The sequence below is a fragment of the Coprococcus eutactus genome, assembly GCF_025149915.1.
GTDB classification, from domain to species: Bacteria; Bacillota; Clostridia; order Lachnospirales; family Lachnospiraceae; genus Coprococcus; species Coprococcus eutactus.
In genome coordinates, this window is sequence record NZ_CP102278.1 from 1,210,275 (window position 1) to 1,226,831 (window position 16,557).

Here is a 16,557-nt window from a genome sequence, read left to right on the forward strand (position 1 = left end):
GAAAGATTATTGAGTGGAATGTTGAAAAAGGTCTTACGAAAGTGTAAGTTGCGTAATTTTCTTGTAGAATTTATTATTAGCATAGTTGTAAAACTATAACGGAACAGAAAGGCATCATATGTTCAAAAATAATTTGGTATGTGGAAGTGCAATAGCGATAATGCTTCTTACTAATCTGGCGCCGGTGACACAGATAAAGGCTGATGCGGCAGCGTTGTCACAGGCGGGAAGTAAGGCTATAAATACAGTATATGATACACAGGATGATGAAGGCGATGACTCATTTGCAGAGATGGACGATGAATCGGATGGGACAACTGAAATCAGTGCAGATGGAAGTACATATGGAAAGATAGAACGCAAGATCATCACTAGAAATCCTGACATCAGTGTAAGCCTGAATTATGGTATTGACGGATATGCGGTTTATGATTCGGGCTCTCAGGTTGTACTGAATGTGCACACAGATGTGGAGTTTAGCGGCAGGGTAGTTCTTATGCCGGACTATGACGAGGTGTACAGTGACAGTGCAACCATGAAATATTCCCAGGAGATCGACTGGGGAGCAGACTCGGACAACACAGTGAAATTCTATGTAAATGAGCTTGGGTATGGAAGGCTGCTCGTTCAGATAGAGGATGAGGATGGTCAGGTAGTATATGCTGAGAGTGATCAGCCAAGTGTGAGCGGTTATGAGATGGCGACAACAGTCGGAGTACTGTCTGATGACCGGGATTCATTTGAGAATCTGGAAGATGCGAGGGTCAGAACCCAGAGTGACAGTGTGAGTGTCAGAAAACTGAATATGCAGACAGACCTGTTCCCAGATTCGCTTCAGGGACTGGAGGTTGTCCATTATATTCTGATAGATAAATATGATACCTCAAAGCTCTCAGAAGATCAGATGGAGGCTTTGCAGGAGTGGGTTTTCGAGGGTGGTACTCTCATATTGTCACTTGGCAAAGATGCGGACAGAGTTCTGGGCGGATTCAACAGCAAGTTCATCAACTATGAATTAAATGGAAGTTCATCGAAAAATGTCACTGTATGGTCTGATAAAGGCAGTTCAACTGAATATAAGAAAGTATCTGTTGCAGATATCTCGGTATATGGAGCACAGGTAAACGACGCGTTAGGTGGTGTAAGTGTTCTGGATACAGGGTACGGCAGGGTAGTGGTGGTTCCGTATTCTCTGGTATCAAAACCGGTGGCTGGCGGCAGCGGTGAACTGCAGCTTATGGAGATGATACTCAAGGCTGGCTACACCGACAAGATAAACAACTTTGTCCAGGGTTCATTTTACGATAACAGTGCAGGTTATGGAATAATAAATGCGATAAATACAAACAGGAAGAAGGTGGTATCACCGTATATTTTTATAGTGATACTGGTGGTTTACCTGATACTGTGCGGCCCTGTAACCTACGTTGTGTTGAAAAAACTTCGCAGGAGAGAGTGGATGTGGATAACGGTTCCTGCGTGGGCGTTGGTTGGAACTATTGCAATATACATTGTAAGTACCAGATACAGCGTGACGAGACCCCTGGAACTTACATTTGAATCGGCGGACATAAGCGATAACATTATGAGACAGAATGTATATACATACATAATAGGCTCTAAGGCAGATAGTTACTCAGTGGATGTGAACAGTGAGTATGACAACGTACAGGTTATGGATGAGTATTACGGAGATGCCACATATTCCCAGTCTATGAACATTGAGAGATGCGCCAGCGATGATGGCATAACGATGAAGTTTGATACCCATATTCCATTTGGCGGCATAAGTCTTCAGGCGAGCAGCGTGACGACAAATGACATAGGCAGATTTGACAGTTCATTGAAGCTTTACACTGATGGCATAGAGGGAAGTGTAAAGAACAACACGGCATATGATATGCGGGACGTGGTTGTTATGACTGATGGATATTATTACTGTTTGGACAGCCTGCCGGCAGGGGAATCCATGGATATAAATAAGCTCCAGAACAGAAAGATGACAAATGGTTTATCAATAGACTGCATGAAAAACTATTATATATACAGATTTGGAAGCGGCTATAATTATGATGATGAGGCAGATGTCATGATGTCGAGAAATTATTATATGCTGCTCAAGATGGGAGCGTATTCATCGGTTCCATCAGGAATGGGCAGGATAGCTGTGTGGGCCACGATAGATAAGGAGGCCGATATAAGTGATGGTCAGTCATCTGAGAAATATGGTAATTACGTGGTATATGATATACATCCCCAGGATTATGAGGATTTAGACGGTGCATATTACAGCAATATATACACAAGGGATGTCAACAGATTTGAACAGTCGGATTATGACACCGATGATCTTATGATGTATTCGGATCAGGTGGACATAGATATATGCTTCCAGAACGATGACAATATAACTACCGTTACAAGAGAGAGCAGTACGAAGGATGAGTCAACAGCAAATGTGATCGTGAAGGCATATAATTTTTATACAGACAATTACGATGTCATATTTGTAAATGGTTCACAGGAGATAGAGGGAGACAGACTGGCTCCTTATATTGAAAATAATGAGATGCGGCTGAGATGCATATCGCCACATAAGGGTGAGGATTATACAGAGACATATCTTCCGCGTATAAGTGCAAGAGGGGGTGGACAGTGATGGTAGATATTGTGAATCTGACAAAATATTATGACGGATTCGCTGCCCTGGACAATCTGAATCTCCATATCGACAAGGGGGAAATATTTGGTTTTGTGGGTCCTAACGGGGCTGGAAAAACCACCACCATGAAGATCATGTGCGGACTAATTAAGGCTACATCGGGAGAACTTCTGATAGATGGCGTTAATGTACTGAAAAAGTCGGCGGATGTCAGGCGTAAGATAGGATATGTTCCTGATTTCTTTGGAGTATACGACAACTTTAAGGTTATAGAGTATATGGAATTCTACGGTTCCATGTATGGAATGTCCAGACAGGCTTCAGATGAGATGGCAGACAGACTGCTGGAGCTCGTAGATCTGTCAGACAAGCGAGAGGAGTTTGTGGATGTGCTGTCAAGAGGTATGAAGCAGAGACTTTGTGTGGCAAGAGCCCTTATCCATGATCCTGAGCTGCTGATATTAGATGAGCCAAACTCTGGACTTGATCCGAGAGCTAGAGTAGAGATGAAAGACATAATGAAGAAACTGAGAGAACTGGGCAAGACAGTAGTGATAAGTTCACATATATTGCCGGAGCTTTCGGAGATGTGTACGAGCATAGGGATAATCGATCACGGAAGGATAGTGTCCAGCGGTAAGGTTGATGATATAATGGCGCAGGGACATGCGGAGGCGCCTGTAAAGATAAGGGGGTATATATTAGGACTCAGCGGACACGAGGCGCTTGACCGTATATCCGTGATAATCAGGGAGCGCTTCAGCGTTGACCGCATAACTGAAAAAGATGGAGAACTAATAGTGTATTATCACGGGGACCGTGAGAGTGATGCGGAGCTTCTGAGGAGCCTTGTGGATAACGGTGTTCATGTGCATCAGTTTGTTAGGGAGAAGGAGAATCTTGAATCCCTGTTTCTTGAGATCACAGGAGGTGGTGCAGATGACAAAAACAACACTCATTAATCCGATACTCAGGAAGGATGCGCTTGTAAATGCCAGAAGCCCGAAGATGATAATAGTGGTGACCATGATAAACTGTCTCTTCGCCATCATTGCATCAGTCGCATTTGCCATGTCATTTGGATCGGGTTATCAGGCATATTATTCATACATAGTAAAGCTTTTCCCTATTCTTGGGGGATGTGAGCTGGCTATAATATGCATGGTCCTGCCTGTGATGACAGCTACATCGATAGCGGGCGAGCGTGAGAGGCAGACACTAGAGATAATGCTCACAACACCTGTCAGGTCGTTTTCTATAATAGCAGGAAAACTTGCCTCTGCAATGGTGACAACATTTATGTATGTTGTGGCAACTCTTCCATTCCTTGCTGTGTCGTTTGTCGTGGGAGGTCTTGGATGGAAGTCACTGTTTGAGTTTATCGGAATCGTTTTGTATGTTGATATATATATAGGAAGTTTTGGAATGTTTTATTCTTGTGTGCGAAAGACATCGGTGTCAGCCACTATATCAACTATCATAACTGTGGTTGCAATCGTGCTTATATCATACCTTGCAGGAAGAGTTATGATCTCTGCTATGTACATGACTGCAAGTGTTGAGGCTTTTAAGTTTTATCAGGCAGGGATCAGGACAATTTATGCACTGAATCCGTTTTTATGGATATTTGAATTTGCAGATCAGACCTTTTATGCAGACAGCCTGTTGCCGTCACTTGAGAAGGCGGGGGGCTATACAGTGTTTATGTCGGACTATATGACATGGATATCTGTTATATTCAATCTGACTGTGGCGGTGGTGATGCTTAAACTGGCATCGGCAAAGCTGCGGTCTGGAAACAGGAGAAAGATACTATCCAAAAAGGAGTTTGACTTGTAGGATAGGATAGTTTATTCTCGTTTATATGATATGTGCTTCGAATGGAGAGGCTGTCCGGAAGGACAGAAAGGAGCACACATAAGACATGTACAGTAAAGTTTTAAGTGGACTTGTTCGAGGTGTGGAGGGAACGCTTATATCTGTTGAGACGGATATACATGACGGTCTTCCTATGATGAATATGGTTGGATATCTGTCCGCCTGCGTCAGGGAGGCCGGAGAACGCGTCAGGACCGCACTTCGCAATTCCAATTTCAGTCTGCCGCCGAAAAGAGTCACTATTAATCTGTTTCCGGCGGATATCAGAAAAGAGGGAACGGCGTTTGACCTTCCAATTGCAGTAGGAATACTTGCGTCTATGGGGATCATCCCACAGGAATCCATTGAAAATATACTTATATTAGGTGAGATGGGCCTTGACGGACATGTAAGTTCGGTCACAGGAATTCTCGCCATAGTTCATCATGCCTATACGCAGGGAATCAGAAAGTGCATAGTCCCATCTGGCAACTCACAGGAGGCTGCGATCATAGATGGTATGACAGTTATACCGGTGGAGAGTCTCACAGAGCTTGTAGATTATCTCAGTGGAATAAGTGCCATAGAGCCGGAATATGTTGATGTAGACGGACTGCTGGGAGAAGCACCTGACAGAAGGGAATGTGATTTCTCTGAGGTTAGGGGGCATGAGACATTGAAGAGGGGTGTTGAGATAGCGGCGGCGGGAATGCACAATATATTGATGACCGGCCCTGCCGGCGCGGGCAAATCCATGATAGCCAGACGCATTCCAACCATACTGCCAAAGCTTACATTAGAAGAGAGCATAGAGATAACAGAGATATACAGTGTGGCAGGACTTTTGAAGGATGGCGCCTCCATAATAAACAGGCGCCCCTTCAGATCCCCTCATCATACGATCTCATTGCATGCCATGTCAGGAGGCGGCAGGGATCCAAGACCAGGAGAGATAAGCCTGGCCCACGGAGGTGTCCTTTTTCTTGATGAGCTGCCTGAATTTGGAAGAAGTGTGCTTGAGGTGATGCGCCAGCCACTTGAGGAGGGGGCGGTCAACATATCAAGACTTAATGGCGTTTACAGGTTTCCAGCGGACTTTATGCTTGTTGCGGCGAGAAATCCGTGTCCATGTGGACAGTACCCGGATGTAAACAAGTGCACATGTACGGTGAACCAGATAAGAAATTACAATGCGCGCATAAGTAAGCCGCTTCTGGACAGGATAGACATAAATGTGGATGTGAGGAAGGTCCAGTATGGCGAATTGTTCGGGGACGGAGTTGGCGCTTCATCATCAGAGATGAGGGCACGTGTCCTGGCTGCCCAGAATATACAACTGTGCAGGTATAAGGGTGAGGACATACGGTTTAATTCGCAGCTCGACTCCGGCATGTGCGAAAAATATATACCGCTTGGAAACGCAGAAAAAGAATTTATGGAAGATTGCTTTACGAGACTCTCACTCACCGCAAGAGGAAGCTACAGGGTGCTCAAAATTGCAAGGACCATAGCGGATCTTGACGGTGATCAGGATGTGAACGTAAGGCATCTTGAGGAAGCGGTGTTTTTCAGAAATGCGGATGGGGGAGGTGCAGTCTGATGATAGATGACGAACTTCTATATCTCTGGTATGGAATGATGAACCGCATGGTACACACCCAGAAGATTGAGCTTGCATTCAGGTTTGGTGGCATCCGTGGGTTGTGGGAGACATCAGAAAAGGTCTTGCAGGAAAGTCTTACGAAGAAACAGTTTGAAATGGTAATGGAGAACAGGACGGAGCATGCTGTACTTGAATACAGGAATAGGTTGGAGGCTGGGCATATCACGTATGTATATCCAGGGCATGACTGTTATCCTGGAAAATTGTATGATATTCCGGATCCACCTATGCTGCTGTTTGCTGCAGGAGATATAAATGTGCTGAAGGATATGGCTCCGGCGGTGGCGGTTGTTGGAGCCAGAAAGGCCTCGGTGTATGGCAGAACGATGGCGGACAGGATCTCGGCGGATGTGTCGGCAGCAGGTGTTACGATAGTTAGCGGAATGGCACTTGGGATAGACGGGACTGCACATCGGGCGGCGTTATCCGGCGGTGGAAAGACGGTGGCAGTTCTTGGAAGTGGTATAAATGTGCCTTATCCAAGAGAGAATTATGATATATACCGCAGCATAGTAAATGGCGGAGGCGTTGTGGTCTCGGAAAGTGGACTTGATGTGGCACCGGAGGCATTTCGTTTTCCCTACAGGAACAGGATAATAAGCGGAATGTCAGACGGTGTGCTGGTGGTGGAGGCCCGTGAGAAGAGTGGCTCCCTCATCACAGCCGACCAGGCACTGGAGCAGGGGAGAGATGTGTATGCGGTTCCGGGAAGAGTAACTGATACGGGCAGCGCGGGCTGTAACAATCTGATAAAAATGGGCGCAATGTGTGTTACATCGTCTGAGGATATATTGGAAGAACTTGGAATACAGACAGTCAAAGGACAGTTCCTTAACAAAAAATTACTTGCACCTGCAGAGAAAAAAGTGTATAGTTGTGTACGTTTGGAATCAAGACATATTGATGATATATGTTTTGAGGCTGGGATGACGGTGTCTGAGACAGCTCAGATACTATTTGAATTAGAGAAGAAGAGGCTGGTAAAACAGTTGGTGAGAAACTATTACTGCAGGGCCTGAGATATCAGGGAGAGGCGCTGCACAGCTTCGTGACTATACACAGAATATTACGGAAAGGAACAGATACCTATGGCAAAAAATCTTGTTATTGTTGAGTCTCCGGCAAAGGCTAAGACAATCAAAAAGTTTTTGGGGTCAAACTATGAGGTCATAGCTTCAAACGGACATGTTAGAGATCTTCCTAAGAGTCAGATGGGAATAGACGTTGATAATGATTTCGAGCCAAAGTATATCACTATAAGAGGGAAAGGTGATATTCTTGCGGCACTCAGAAAAGCGGTGAAGAAAGCGGATAAGATATATCTCGCAACTGACCCGGACCGTGAGGGAGAGGCTATATCCTATCATCTTATGAAAGCTCTCAAGCTTGAGGATAAGGATTACAAGCGAATTACATTTAATGAGATAACAAAGAATGCAGTCAAGAATTCAATAAAGCAGGCGAGAGATATAGATATGAATCTTGTTGATGCACAGCAGGCAAGACGAGTTCTGGACAGATTGGTTGGTTATAAGATAAGTCCGGTCCTTTGGGCAAAGATCAAGAGAGGCCTTTCAGCAGGCCGTGTCCAATCAGTTGCGCTTAAGCTTGTGTGTGACAGAGAGAAAGAGATAAATGATTTTATACCACAGGAATACTGGACATTGGATGCGAATCTCATAGCCGGCAAGATGAAAAAGCCTATCACTTTCAAGTTTACAGGAGATGGAACAAACAAAGAGGAGATATCCGGACGCGCTGCACTCGATGAGATATTAAAGTCACTTGATGGCGGAGAGTATGTTGTAAAGTCCATAAAGGAGAGCGAGAGAAACAAGAAACCTCCGCTTCCATTTACAACGAGTACGATGCAGCAGGAGGCGTCGTCCAAGCTCAACTTTGCAACATCAAAGACCATGAGGATAGCCCAGCAGCTGTATGAGGGCGTTGACATAAAGGGCCGTGGAACAATCGGTCTTATAACATACCTGAGAACGGATTCCACCAGAATATCGGAGGAGGCTGTTGCGGCAGCAGACACATATATTGCAGACAATTTTGGGCAGCAGTATATCGGGGATTCCAATGGAAGAGCCAAGACTGACAAGAAGATACAGGATGCACATGAGGCTATACGTCCTACGGATGTGGCACTTTCACCGGTCATGATAAAGGATCAGGTATCCCATGACCAGTTCAGACTGTACCAGCTTATATATAACAGATTCCTTGCCAGCCAGATGTCGGGTGCTGTATATTCAGTCAAGAACGTGAAGGTTGGATGTGGCAGTGCTGTATTCCAGACATCAGCATCCAAGATAGCATTTGATGGTTTCCTTGCCGTGTACAATCTGGACAATGACAGAGGAGAGAGTGTGGCAGGTATCAACAATCTGTCTGAGGGCGATGTGCTGAATCTTGACAGCCTTGATGAAAAGCAGCACTTTACACAGCCACCGGCGAGATACACGGAGGCGCTTCTCGTAAAGACTCTTGAGGAACTGGGTATAGGAAGACCAAGTACTTATGCACCAACCATATCAACGATACTTGCGCGAAGATATATAACAAAAGAACAGAAGAAGCTTTATGTTACCGCCTTGGGAGATGCGGTGAACCAGAGTATGGAGCAGGCGTTCCCTGTTATAATAGATGTAAATTTTACAGCAAACATGGAGTCACTTCTTGATAATATAGGAGAGGGTGCAGTTGACTGGAAGGTCGTAGTCAGAAATTTCTATCCAGATCTCGATGAGGCGGTAAAGAAAGCGGAGGCAGAACTTGAGTCCATAAAGATTGAAGATGAGGTGTCGGATGAGGTCTGTGATGTGTGCGGACGCAATATGGTAGTAAAGTATGGCCCTCATGGCAAGTTCCTTGCATGCCCGGGATTTCCTGAATGCAGATCCACAAAGCCGTTCTATGAGAAGATAGGCGTTGCATGTCCAAAGTGTGGTGCTGACGTTGTCATAAAGACCACAAGGAAGGGTAGAAGATACTATGGATGTATAAAGGCTCCTGAGTGTGATTTTATGTCATGGGCGATGCCAAGCAACGAAAAGTGTCCTGAGTGCGGTGGCTACATGGTCGTCAAGGGCAATAAACTTGTATGTGCTGATCAGAAATGTGGGTATACATGTAACAATAAGGCGGCAGAAAATTAAAAATGAGATTATATATCCTGTGGGAGGGAAGGAGAAATCCGGATTTCCCACGGGATTTTTGTTGTATTGTCTGTTATTTTATATAATTGTGTGAAAATTAGCAAAACGCTTAGGTTGTCATAATGTTGAAAATTGTGTCGAAAAATGATCCTACCACAATATGTTGTGGCTAAAAATGCAAGTAAAATCAACACTTTCTTAAATTTTTAAATTCATGCCTACTTTACATAAAATAGGCTTGTTATGAGTAATTCATTGTGATAGAATTTCAAATAGTCATAAAAATTCGCGCAAAAGATACTTTTTGTTACATATTATTACACAAAAATTTGGAGGATAACTTATGAGTGTACAATTGTTAGATAAAACACGAAAGATAAACAAGTTATTGCACAATAACAATTCACATAAGGTCGTGTTTAACGATATCTGTGATGTGCTCAGCGATATTCTGGCGTCGAACGCCATGGTTATTAGCAAGAAGGGAAAGATACTTGGACTTAAGAACAGGGAAGATATCCCTGAGATCCACGAGCTGATCGAGGGAAAGGTAGGAAGCCTTATAGACAACATGCTCAACGAGAGACTTCTGCTTGTTTTGTCTACAAAAGAGAATGTCAACCTAACGACACTCGGATTTGACGGAGTGGATATCGACAAGTATCATGGATTGCTTCTTCCGATAGACATTGCCGGAGAGAGACTTGGAACTCTGTTTTTGTACAGACTTGGGACTGAGTACGATATTGATGATATCATTCTTGGAGAATATGGAACGACGGTCGTCGGCCTTGAGATGATGAGGGCTCTCAACGAGGAGAATGCGGAGGAGAACCGCAAGATCGCGATAGTTCGTTCAGCGATCAGCACACTCTCGTTCTCAGAGCTTCAGGCGATAAAGCATATCTTCTCAGAGCTTGACGGCGAGGAGGGAATACTGGTTGCCAGCAAGGTGGCGGATCGGGTAGGTATAACAAGGTCTGTTATAGTGAATGCCCTCAGAAAGTTTGAAAGCGCGGGAGTTATAGAGGCGAGATCTTCGGGAATGAAGGGGACATACATCAAAGTGTTAAATGATGTTGTGTTCGATGAACTGAAGGATGCCTGATGAATTATACAGTACCCATTTAGGATATAAGTATGCGATAGAAATACGTTATAACATATAAAAGGAGAAGAAATATGACACCGAATATTATAGCGGCAATAGTGACATTGGTAGTAGGTCTTGCAATAGTAGTGATTAGCTTTTTTATCGGAGACGGCAAGAAGGAGAATGAGACGGATGGTACGCTTGCAGACAGCAGGGAGAAGCTTGAGAAACAGCTCGATGAATATTGTGATCTTCTTGTAGAAAAGAAGAAAAATGATCTGAAAAAGCAGGGCGATGAAGTCAAGAATAACATGAAGAAAGGCCTAGATGAGGTGAAGGCTTCATCAAAGAAAGAGCTTGCCGAGATCAGGGATTCATCAAAGAAGGAGATCGATGAATACAGGGAGAGTGCAAGAAAAGAGATAGATGAGTTAAAAGCATCAACAGACAAGAGAGTTAATGATATGACATCCGATGCTACACAGAGGATAGATAAGGCTATGGCGGATTATGAATCCAGCATTGAGGCGGCAAAGGATAAGATGAGAAAAGAGCTTGAGGCATGCTCTTCACAGCTCTCCGAGAAGGCGAAGAAGCAGATGATAGATTATATCAATCAGAGCCTGACGGAGGCATACGAGTCATATGACCCGGACGACACAAGCGAGAAAGAGCCTATAACATATGACGAGTCTGCAAAGCCAGAAGATGAGAAGGAAAATGACAGTATAGCTAATGAACCGGCTGCAGGCGAGACAGATGATGATGAAACAGATGCGACAGAGACAGATGAGGCAGAGTCAGATACAGCAGATCAGGATGATGGAGATATGATCGATCAGGAACTTGAGAAACAGGCTTCCGATACGGCGGATGCTGAGCATGGCGATGTGCCTGAGCAGGAGACAGAAGGTGCAGTTGTAAACGAAGCTCAGGAGTCAGTTGTCTCTATAGAGGATAAGCAGGTTACAGATAGTGCATTCACGGTTGTCGAAGCAGCAAACCCAGAGAAGATGGCAGCAGCTATAGAGGAGGGAAATGTTGTACCGGTACCTCAGAAGAGTAGAAACAACAGATCAAAGAAGAAAAAGAAGAAAAAAACTGCACAGAACAGGCCTTTGGATATCTGGGATGAAGGTGTTGACACAGAGACACAGGTGGCTGAGCTTCACAGAAAAGGACTCAGCATAATGGAAATTGCAAATAAACTTGGAATCGGTGTCGGCGAGGCCAAGGTTATGATCGACCAGATAAACGAGGTAAAAATTACAGAGAATTCAGATGAGACTGGCAGGCAGTAAAGCGGTCGGGAGGTAAGAAATGTATAAAAAAAGTTTTTTCAGAGGACTTGGAACAGGTTTGATCGTGGGTGCTCTTACCGTTACTGTTGCATTTAACTTTGACAATGCCGGAAAGAATAATTCAGACCAGGGCAATACGACAAAAGTTGTTCAGCAGGATAATACAGAAAACACGGGTTCCACATCGGAAACAGCAAAGACCACTGAGACGGAAAAGAACACCACAGAGAAGTCAACAGGAAAAGATAATACAAAAGATGCTGCAAAGGACTCTACAAAGGATACCACGGAGAAGGTTTCATCAGACACGAAGGGCAGCAATATCAATGGAAAAGGCGATGTCAACTCTGGTGGCAGCAACGGCAAAAGCACCAAAGACGGCAGCAACACAGGAAATGGCAATGCGGGCAGCACGGCTGGCTCGGATGATAAGAGTAGTGCATCGACAGGGGACAAGTCTGGAACGTCGACTGGTAATAAGGGCGGATCTTCATCTAGTGACAATAATGGATCGTCACAGGGCGGCAATGATCTGAGTGACAACACACAGAAAGTACCATCATCTAAGGATAATGGATATACAGAGGACAAGAATTCACAGTCGGGATCAACGGCAACGACAGAAAAGACAACCGAGGCTAATACAGAGGCTCCTAAGCCGAGTGCAATAAAGTATGATAATGGCGGCGGTCAGATCACGATCGTTGATGGAATGTCAGCGTATGAGATCTGTCAGCTGCTTGAACAGATAGGACTTCGCGATGCAGATGAGTATTATGATTGGCTGCTCAGATCAGGGTATTCGAACAGCCTTGTGTCAGGAACATATACATTTACTGGAAATGAAACAAATGGCGGGATTGTATGGATTCTGCTCGGACACCAGTAGAGGGATAAAAAGGGGGATAAAATGATGAATAACGAAGAACAGCAGATAAATGGATTTGCAGGACAGCAGTATGGCTATGATCAAAATTATGCAGGACAGCAGTATGGTTATGACCAAAATTATGGTGGACAGCAGTATGGATATAATACCAATCAGAATGGACAGTTCCAGGGATCTTATGGAAATGGCATTGATCAACAGAGCTTTGGTGTAGATGTTTCGTATAACCAGAATCAGGGATATGCACAGCCAGCAATGAACACACAGACATTTGGGAAAGAGACTGTCAGTTCAAATGTTGTGACTGGAATTGTCGGAGCGTTCTTGGGATCGCTCGTGGGTGTTGCAATGTGGGTTATTGTATACAAATTGGGATATATCGCAGGAATGTCAGGCGCGGTCATGGTAATATGTGCTATGATGGGATATAAGAAATTTGGTAAGTGTCTGGATATCAAGGGAATAATCATATGCGTAGTGCTGTGTATCGGCATGATATATATTTCTCAGAGACTCAGCGTCAGCTTACAGCTCTATAAAGAGTTCAGTGACTATGGTTATGATATGGCATTTTCAGATTGTTACAAGGAAATGTTCGATATCCTTGATGTGGTAGATCAGAAAAGCACGTTCTGGGGAGATCTTGCTATAGGATATCTGCTGTTCGTTATTGCCAGTGTTTCATATGTAATAAGCAGTATAAAGAATAGAGCGAAATAAGTGAAAAACAGATGAGTGATCAATATATTTGACATACAGAAAAAAAGTGCTTGAATGCACTTTTTTTTTGTGTTACAATGTCGATTGCGTGAGTGCGCAGAACAAATATACATGCTGGTTGATAGTTGGCGTGGTGCCTGTGCTCGGGTGGTCCAAAGAGTTGATACTGGCAGAAGATTTTAACCATGGAGGTAGAAAAAATGAGCGTTATTTCAATGAAACAGTTATTAGAGGCAGGTGTACATTTCGGACACCAGACAAGAAGATGGAACCCTAAGATGAAGCCATACATCTACACAGAGCGTAATGGTATCTACATCATCGATCTTCAGAAGTCAGTAGGAATGGTTGACGATGCTTACAATGCAATCGGTGATTGTGTTGCAAACGGCGGAACAATCCTTTTTGTTGGTACAAAGAAGCAGGCTCAGGACTCAATCAAGAGCGAGGCAGAGCGTTGCGGTATGTACTATGTAAATGAGAGATGGCTTGGAGGTATGCTTACAAACTTCAAGACAATCCAGACAAGAATCGCTACTCTCAAGAAGTACGAGGAGATGGAGCAGGACGGTACATTTGATGTTCTTCCAAAGAAGGAAGTTATCCAGATCAAGAAAGAGATGGAGAAGCTTGAGAAGAACCTTGGTGGTATCAAGGACATGAAGAGAATCCCAGACATGATCTTCGTTGTTGATCCTAAGAAGGAAAGAATCTGTATCCAGGAGGCTCAGTCACTTGGAATTAAGCTTGTTGGTATCGCTGATACAAACTGTGATCCAGAGGAGCTTGACTATGTAATTCCTGGTAACGATGATGCTATCAGAGCTGTAAAGCTTATCGTTTCAAAGATGGCAGACGCTGTTATCGAGGCTCAGCAGGGCGTTGACGCTGATTCAGTAGAAGAGGCAGAGGCTGAGGAGGCTACAGAGGAGTAATCTGTAGTTGATCATAATTGATTACAAGTAATAAATGATTATAAAAAGTAACGGGGTAATATAATAAAAAGTATTATCCCGTGACTTTTAAAGAGACATATACGGGCTGAAAGGCTTTAATAAAATGACATAAACATGATTATGAGAATGTCAATATTCAAATTTGGAGGTAGAAAAAGATGGCAATTACAGCAGCTCAGGTTAAAGAGTTAAGAGAGCTTACAGGTGCTGGTATGATGGATTGCAAGAAGGCACTTGCAGAGACTGATGGTAATATGGAAGCAGCAGTAGATGTACTTCGTAAGAGCGGTGCGGTTAAGGCTGAGAAGAAGGCAAGCAGAATCGCAGCAGAGGGTATCTGCCGTGCAGCAGTTAATGATACAACAGGTGTTGTTGTTGAGGTTAACTCAGAGACAGACTTCGTTGCTAAGAATGAGATATTCCAGACATTTGTTCAGCAGATAGCTGATCAGGCACTTGCTTCATCACTCGTTGGTGGCAAGGATGGCGAGGATGTTGAGGCACTTCTTGGTGAGAACGGACTTAAGGAAGAGCTTGTTGACAAGACTGCTACGATCGGAGAGAAGTTATCATTCCGTAGATTTGAGAAGGTTACAGGCGATGTAGTTGTTGATTACTTACATGGCAATGGTAGAATAGGTGTTATCGTAGCTGGCAACGGCGCAAGCGATGACGCTGCAAAGGAAGCTCTCAAGAATGTGGCAATGCAGATCGCAGCTATGAACCCACAGTACATCAGCAGAGCAGACATCTCAGCAGACGCTATGGCTAAGCTCAAGGAGATCACAGTTGACAGTGCACTCAATGCACCTGATACACTTCCAAAGCCAATCCTTAACAAGCTGATCGCAAAGGCTGTTGATGGCGTATGGAGCGCTGAGGATGTAGCTATTTACGAAGAGAAGAAGAGCAACATGAACTTCTTATTCAACTTCCTTTCAAAGGAGGCTAAGGCACAGCTTGCAGAGCTTGCTATGGCTGATAAGGACGCAATCGTTGCAGACAAGATATTCAGTGGTCTTGTTGAGGGACGTATCTCAAAGCAGGTTAAGGAGATCAGCCTTCTTGATCAGGTATATGTAAAGGCTGAGGATGGAAAGCAGACAGTTGCCAAGTACCTTGAGTCAGTAAACAAGGATCTCAAGATCGTTAAGTTTGTTCGTTTCGAGGTCGGCGAGGGAATGGAGAAGAAGAACGAGGATTTCGCAGCTGAGGTTGCAAAGCAGATGAACGTTTAATCTGTTCCACGATTTGAATATAAAATAAGAATGATTGCCTTACGGTTTACTTCAGGGTAGACCGTAAGGTTTTTTTGTTTTGCTTTTTCGTGTAGTATTGATCGCTTTTCACCTGTCTATATTGAAATACTGTACCTCGTAAAATATAATTGCAATGAAGATATACAGGAGAAAGGGACAGGAATATGTATGGTATATATGGGCAAACTGGTGCAGACTATTGCGGATGTATTGAGAGTTTAAGTTTGATTTAAGTTTTGCGCTTATAATATGGATTATAAGGATGGCTTAAGCATATGCTGTCTGACAATAAAGTGAAACGGAGATGAGATTATGCGATTGCTTCTTGCGGAGGATGAGAAGGCTCTTTCAAGTGCCCTTCAGGTGATATTGAAACATAATAATTATTCTGTGGATGCGGTATATAATGGGCAGGAAGCCTATGATTATATTATGGCGGGGGTGTATGATGGGGTTATACTTGATGTCATGATGCCAAAGATGGATGGATTTACAGTGCTGTCTAAGATCAGATCGGAGGGCTGTGATGTGCCAGTCATAATGCTCACTGCAAAGTCAGAGACTGATGATAAGATCAATGGACTTGATCTCGGTGCCGACGATTATCTTGCAAAGCCATTTGATACGAAGGAACTGCTTGCGAGGATACGTGCTATAACCAGAAGAAAGAGCGAGGCTGTAAGCACCGATGTGATATATGGTGACTGCACATTGAACAGTCTTAACTATGAACTCAGTTCTGGTGGTGGAAGTGTCAAGCTGCAGAACAAAGAGTATCAGATCATGGAGCTTCTCATGGCAAATCAGAAATCCATAATATCTGCAGAGCTCATGATGGAGAAGATATGGGGGTATGACACCGATACTGAGATAAGCGTAGTGTGGGTAAATATATCATATCTAAGAAAAAAACTGGGACAGATAGGCTCTAAGGTGTCGATAAAGGCAGTCCGAAATCAAGGATATACACTGGAATATTCTGAATAAATTTAG

General features: G+C 43.9%; 13 protein-coding genes. All 13 read left to right on the forward strand.

Annotated features, from left to right (window positions below; translation table 11 throughout):
* Positions 1-118: 118 nt before the first annotated feature.
* The 13 genes from NQ536_RS05175 (at position 119) to NQ536_RS05235 (ending at position 16,551) form a co-directional block, all read left to right on the forward strand.
* Entirely contained in the window at positions 119-2,659 is a 2,541-nt protein-coding gene (locus tag NQ536_RS05175) for a hypothetical protein (protein ID WP_004848988.1), read from the forward strand.
* Positions 2,659-3,624 carry an ABC transporter ATP-binding protein gene (locus NQ536_RS05180; RefSeq protein WP_004848990.1) on the forward strand — a complete coding sequence of 322 codons (966 nt, stop codon included), beginning with the start codon at positions 2,659-2,661 and terminating at the stop codon, positions 3,622-3,624. The genes NQ536_RS05175 and NQ536_RS05180 overlap by 1 nt, the downstream gene beginning before the upstream one ends.
* Positions 3,602-4,501 (forward strand): ABC transporter permease, encoded by a 900-nt coding sequence (locus NQ536_RS05185; protein WP_004848992.1) that lies wholly within the window; start codon positions 3,602-3,604, stop codon positions 4,499-4,501. The genes NQ536_RS05180 and NQ536_RS05185 overlap by 23 nt, the downstream gene beginning before the upstream one ends.
* An 85-nt stretch (positions 4,502-4,586) precedes the next feature.
* Positions 4,587-6,119: a YifB family Mg chelatase-like AAA ATPase gene (locus tag NQ536_RS05190; RefSeq protein WP_004848994.1), complete on the forward strand. Its 1,533-nt coding sequence runs from the start codon at positions 4,587-4,589 to the stop codon at positions 6,117-6,119.
* A complete protein-coding gene (dprA, locus tag NQ536_RS05195) occupies positions 6,119-7,201 on the forward strand; it encodes a DNA-processing protein DprA (protein WP_004848996.1) in 1,083 nt (360 codons plus the stop codon). Before NQ536_RS05190 ends, dprA begins: the two co-directional genes overlap by 1 nt.
* Before the next feature lie 69 nt (positions 7,202-7,270).
* Positions 7,271-9,346: a type I DNA topoisomerase gene (gene topA / locus NQ536_RS05200; protein WP_004848998.1), complete on the forward strand. Its 2,076-nt coding sequence runs from the start codon at positions 7,271-7,273 to the stop codon at positions 9,344-9,346.
* A 343-nt stretch (positions 9,347-9,689) separates the two neighbouring features.
* On the forward strand, positions 9,690-10,454 hold the full coding sequence (gene codY / locus NQ536_RS05205; protein WP_004848999.1) for a GTP-sensing pleiotropic transcriptional regulator CodY: 765 nt from the start codon (positions 9,690-9,692) through the stop codon (positions 10,452-10,454).
* A 74-nt stretch (positions 10,455-10,528) separates the two neighbouring features.
* Positions 10,529-11,740, forward strand: a complete 1,212-nt coding sequence (locus NQ536_RS05210) for a hypothetical protein (RefSeq protein WP_004849001.1) — start codon at positions 10,529-10,531, stop codon at positions 11,738-11,740.
* 19 nt (positions 11,741-11,759) lie between these two features.
* Entirely contained in the window at positions 11,760-12,629 is an 870-nt protein-coding gene (locus tag NQ536_RS05215) for a hypothetical protein (RefSeq protein WP_004849003.1), read from the forward strand.
* Positions 12,630-12,650: 21 nt separating this feature from the next.
* Positions 12,651-13,349, forward strand: coding sequence for a hypothetical protein (locus NQ536_RS05220; protein WP_004849005.1), 699 nt, complete (start codon positions 12,651-12,653; stop codon positions 13,347-13,349).
* A 200-nt stretch (positions 13,350-13,549) separates the two neighbouring features.
* The gene (rpsB, locus tag NQ536_RS05225; protein WP_022058417.1) at positions 13,550-14,284 is read left to right on the forward strand and encodes a 30S ribosomal protein S2; all 735 of its coding nucleotides are present in this window, start codon (positions 13,550-13,552) and stop codon (positions 14,282-14,284) included.
* Positions 14,285-14,463: 179 nt separating this feature from the next.
* On the forward strand, positions 14,464-15,543 hold the full coding sequence (gene tsf / locus NQ536_RS05230; RefSeq protein WP_004849009.1) for a translation elongation factor Ts: 1,080 nt from the start codon (positions 14,464-14,466) through the stop codon (positions 15,541-15,543).
* A 333-nt stretch (positions 15,544-15,876) separates the two neighbouring features.
* Positions 15,877-16,551 carry a response regulator transcription factor gene (locus NQ536_RS05235; RefSeq protein ID WP_004849011.1) on the forward strand — a complete coding sequence of 225 codons (675 nt, stop codon included), beginning with the start codon at positions 15,877-15,879 and terminating at the stop codon, positions 16,549-16,551.
* Positions 16,552-16,557: the final 6 nt, after the last annotated feature.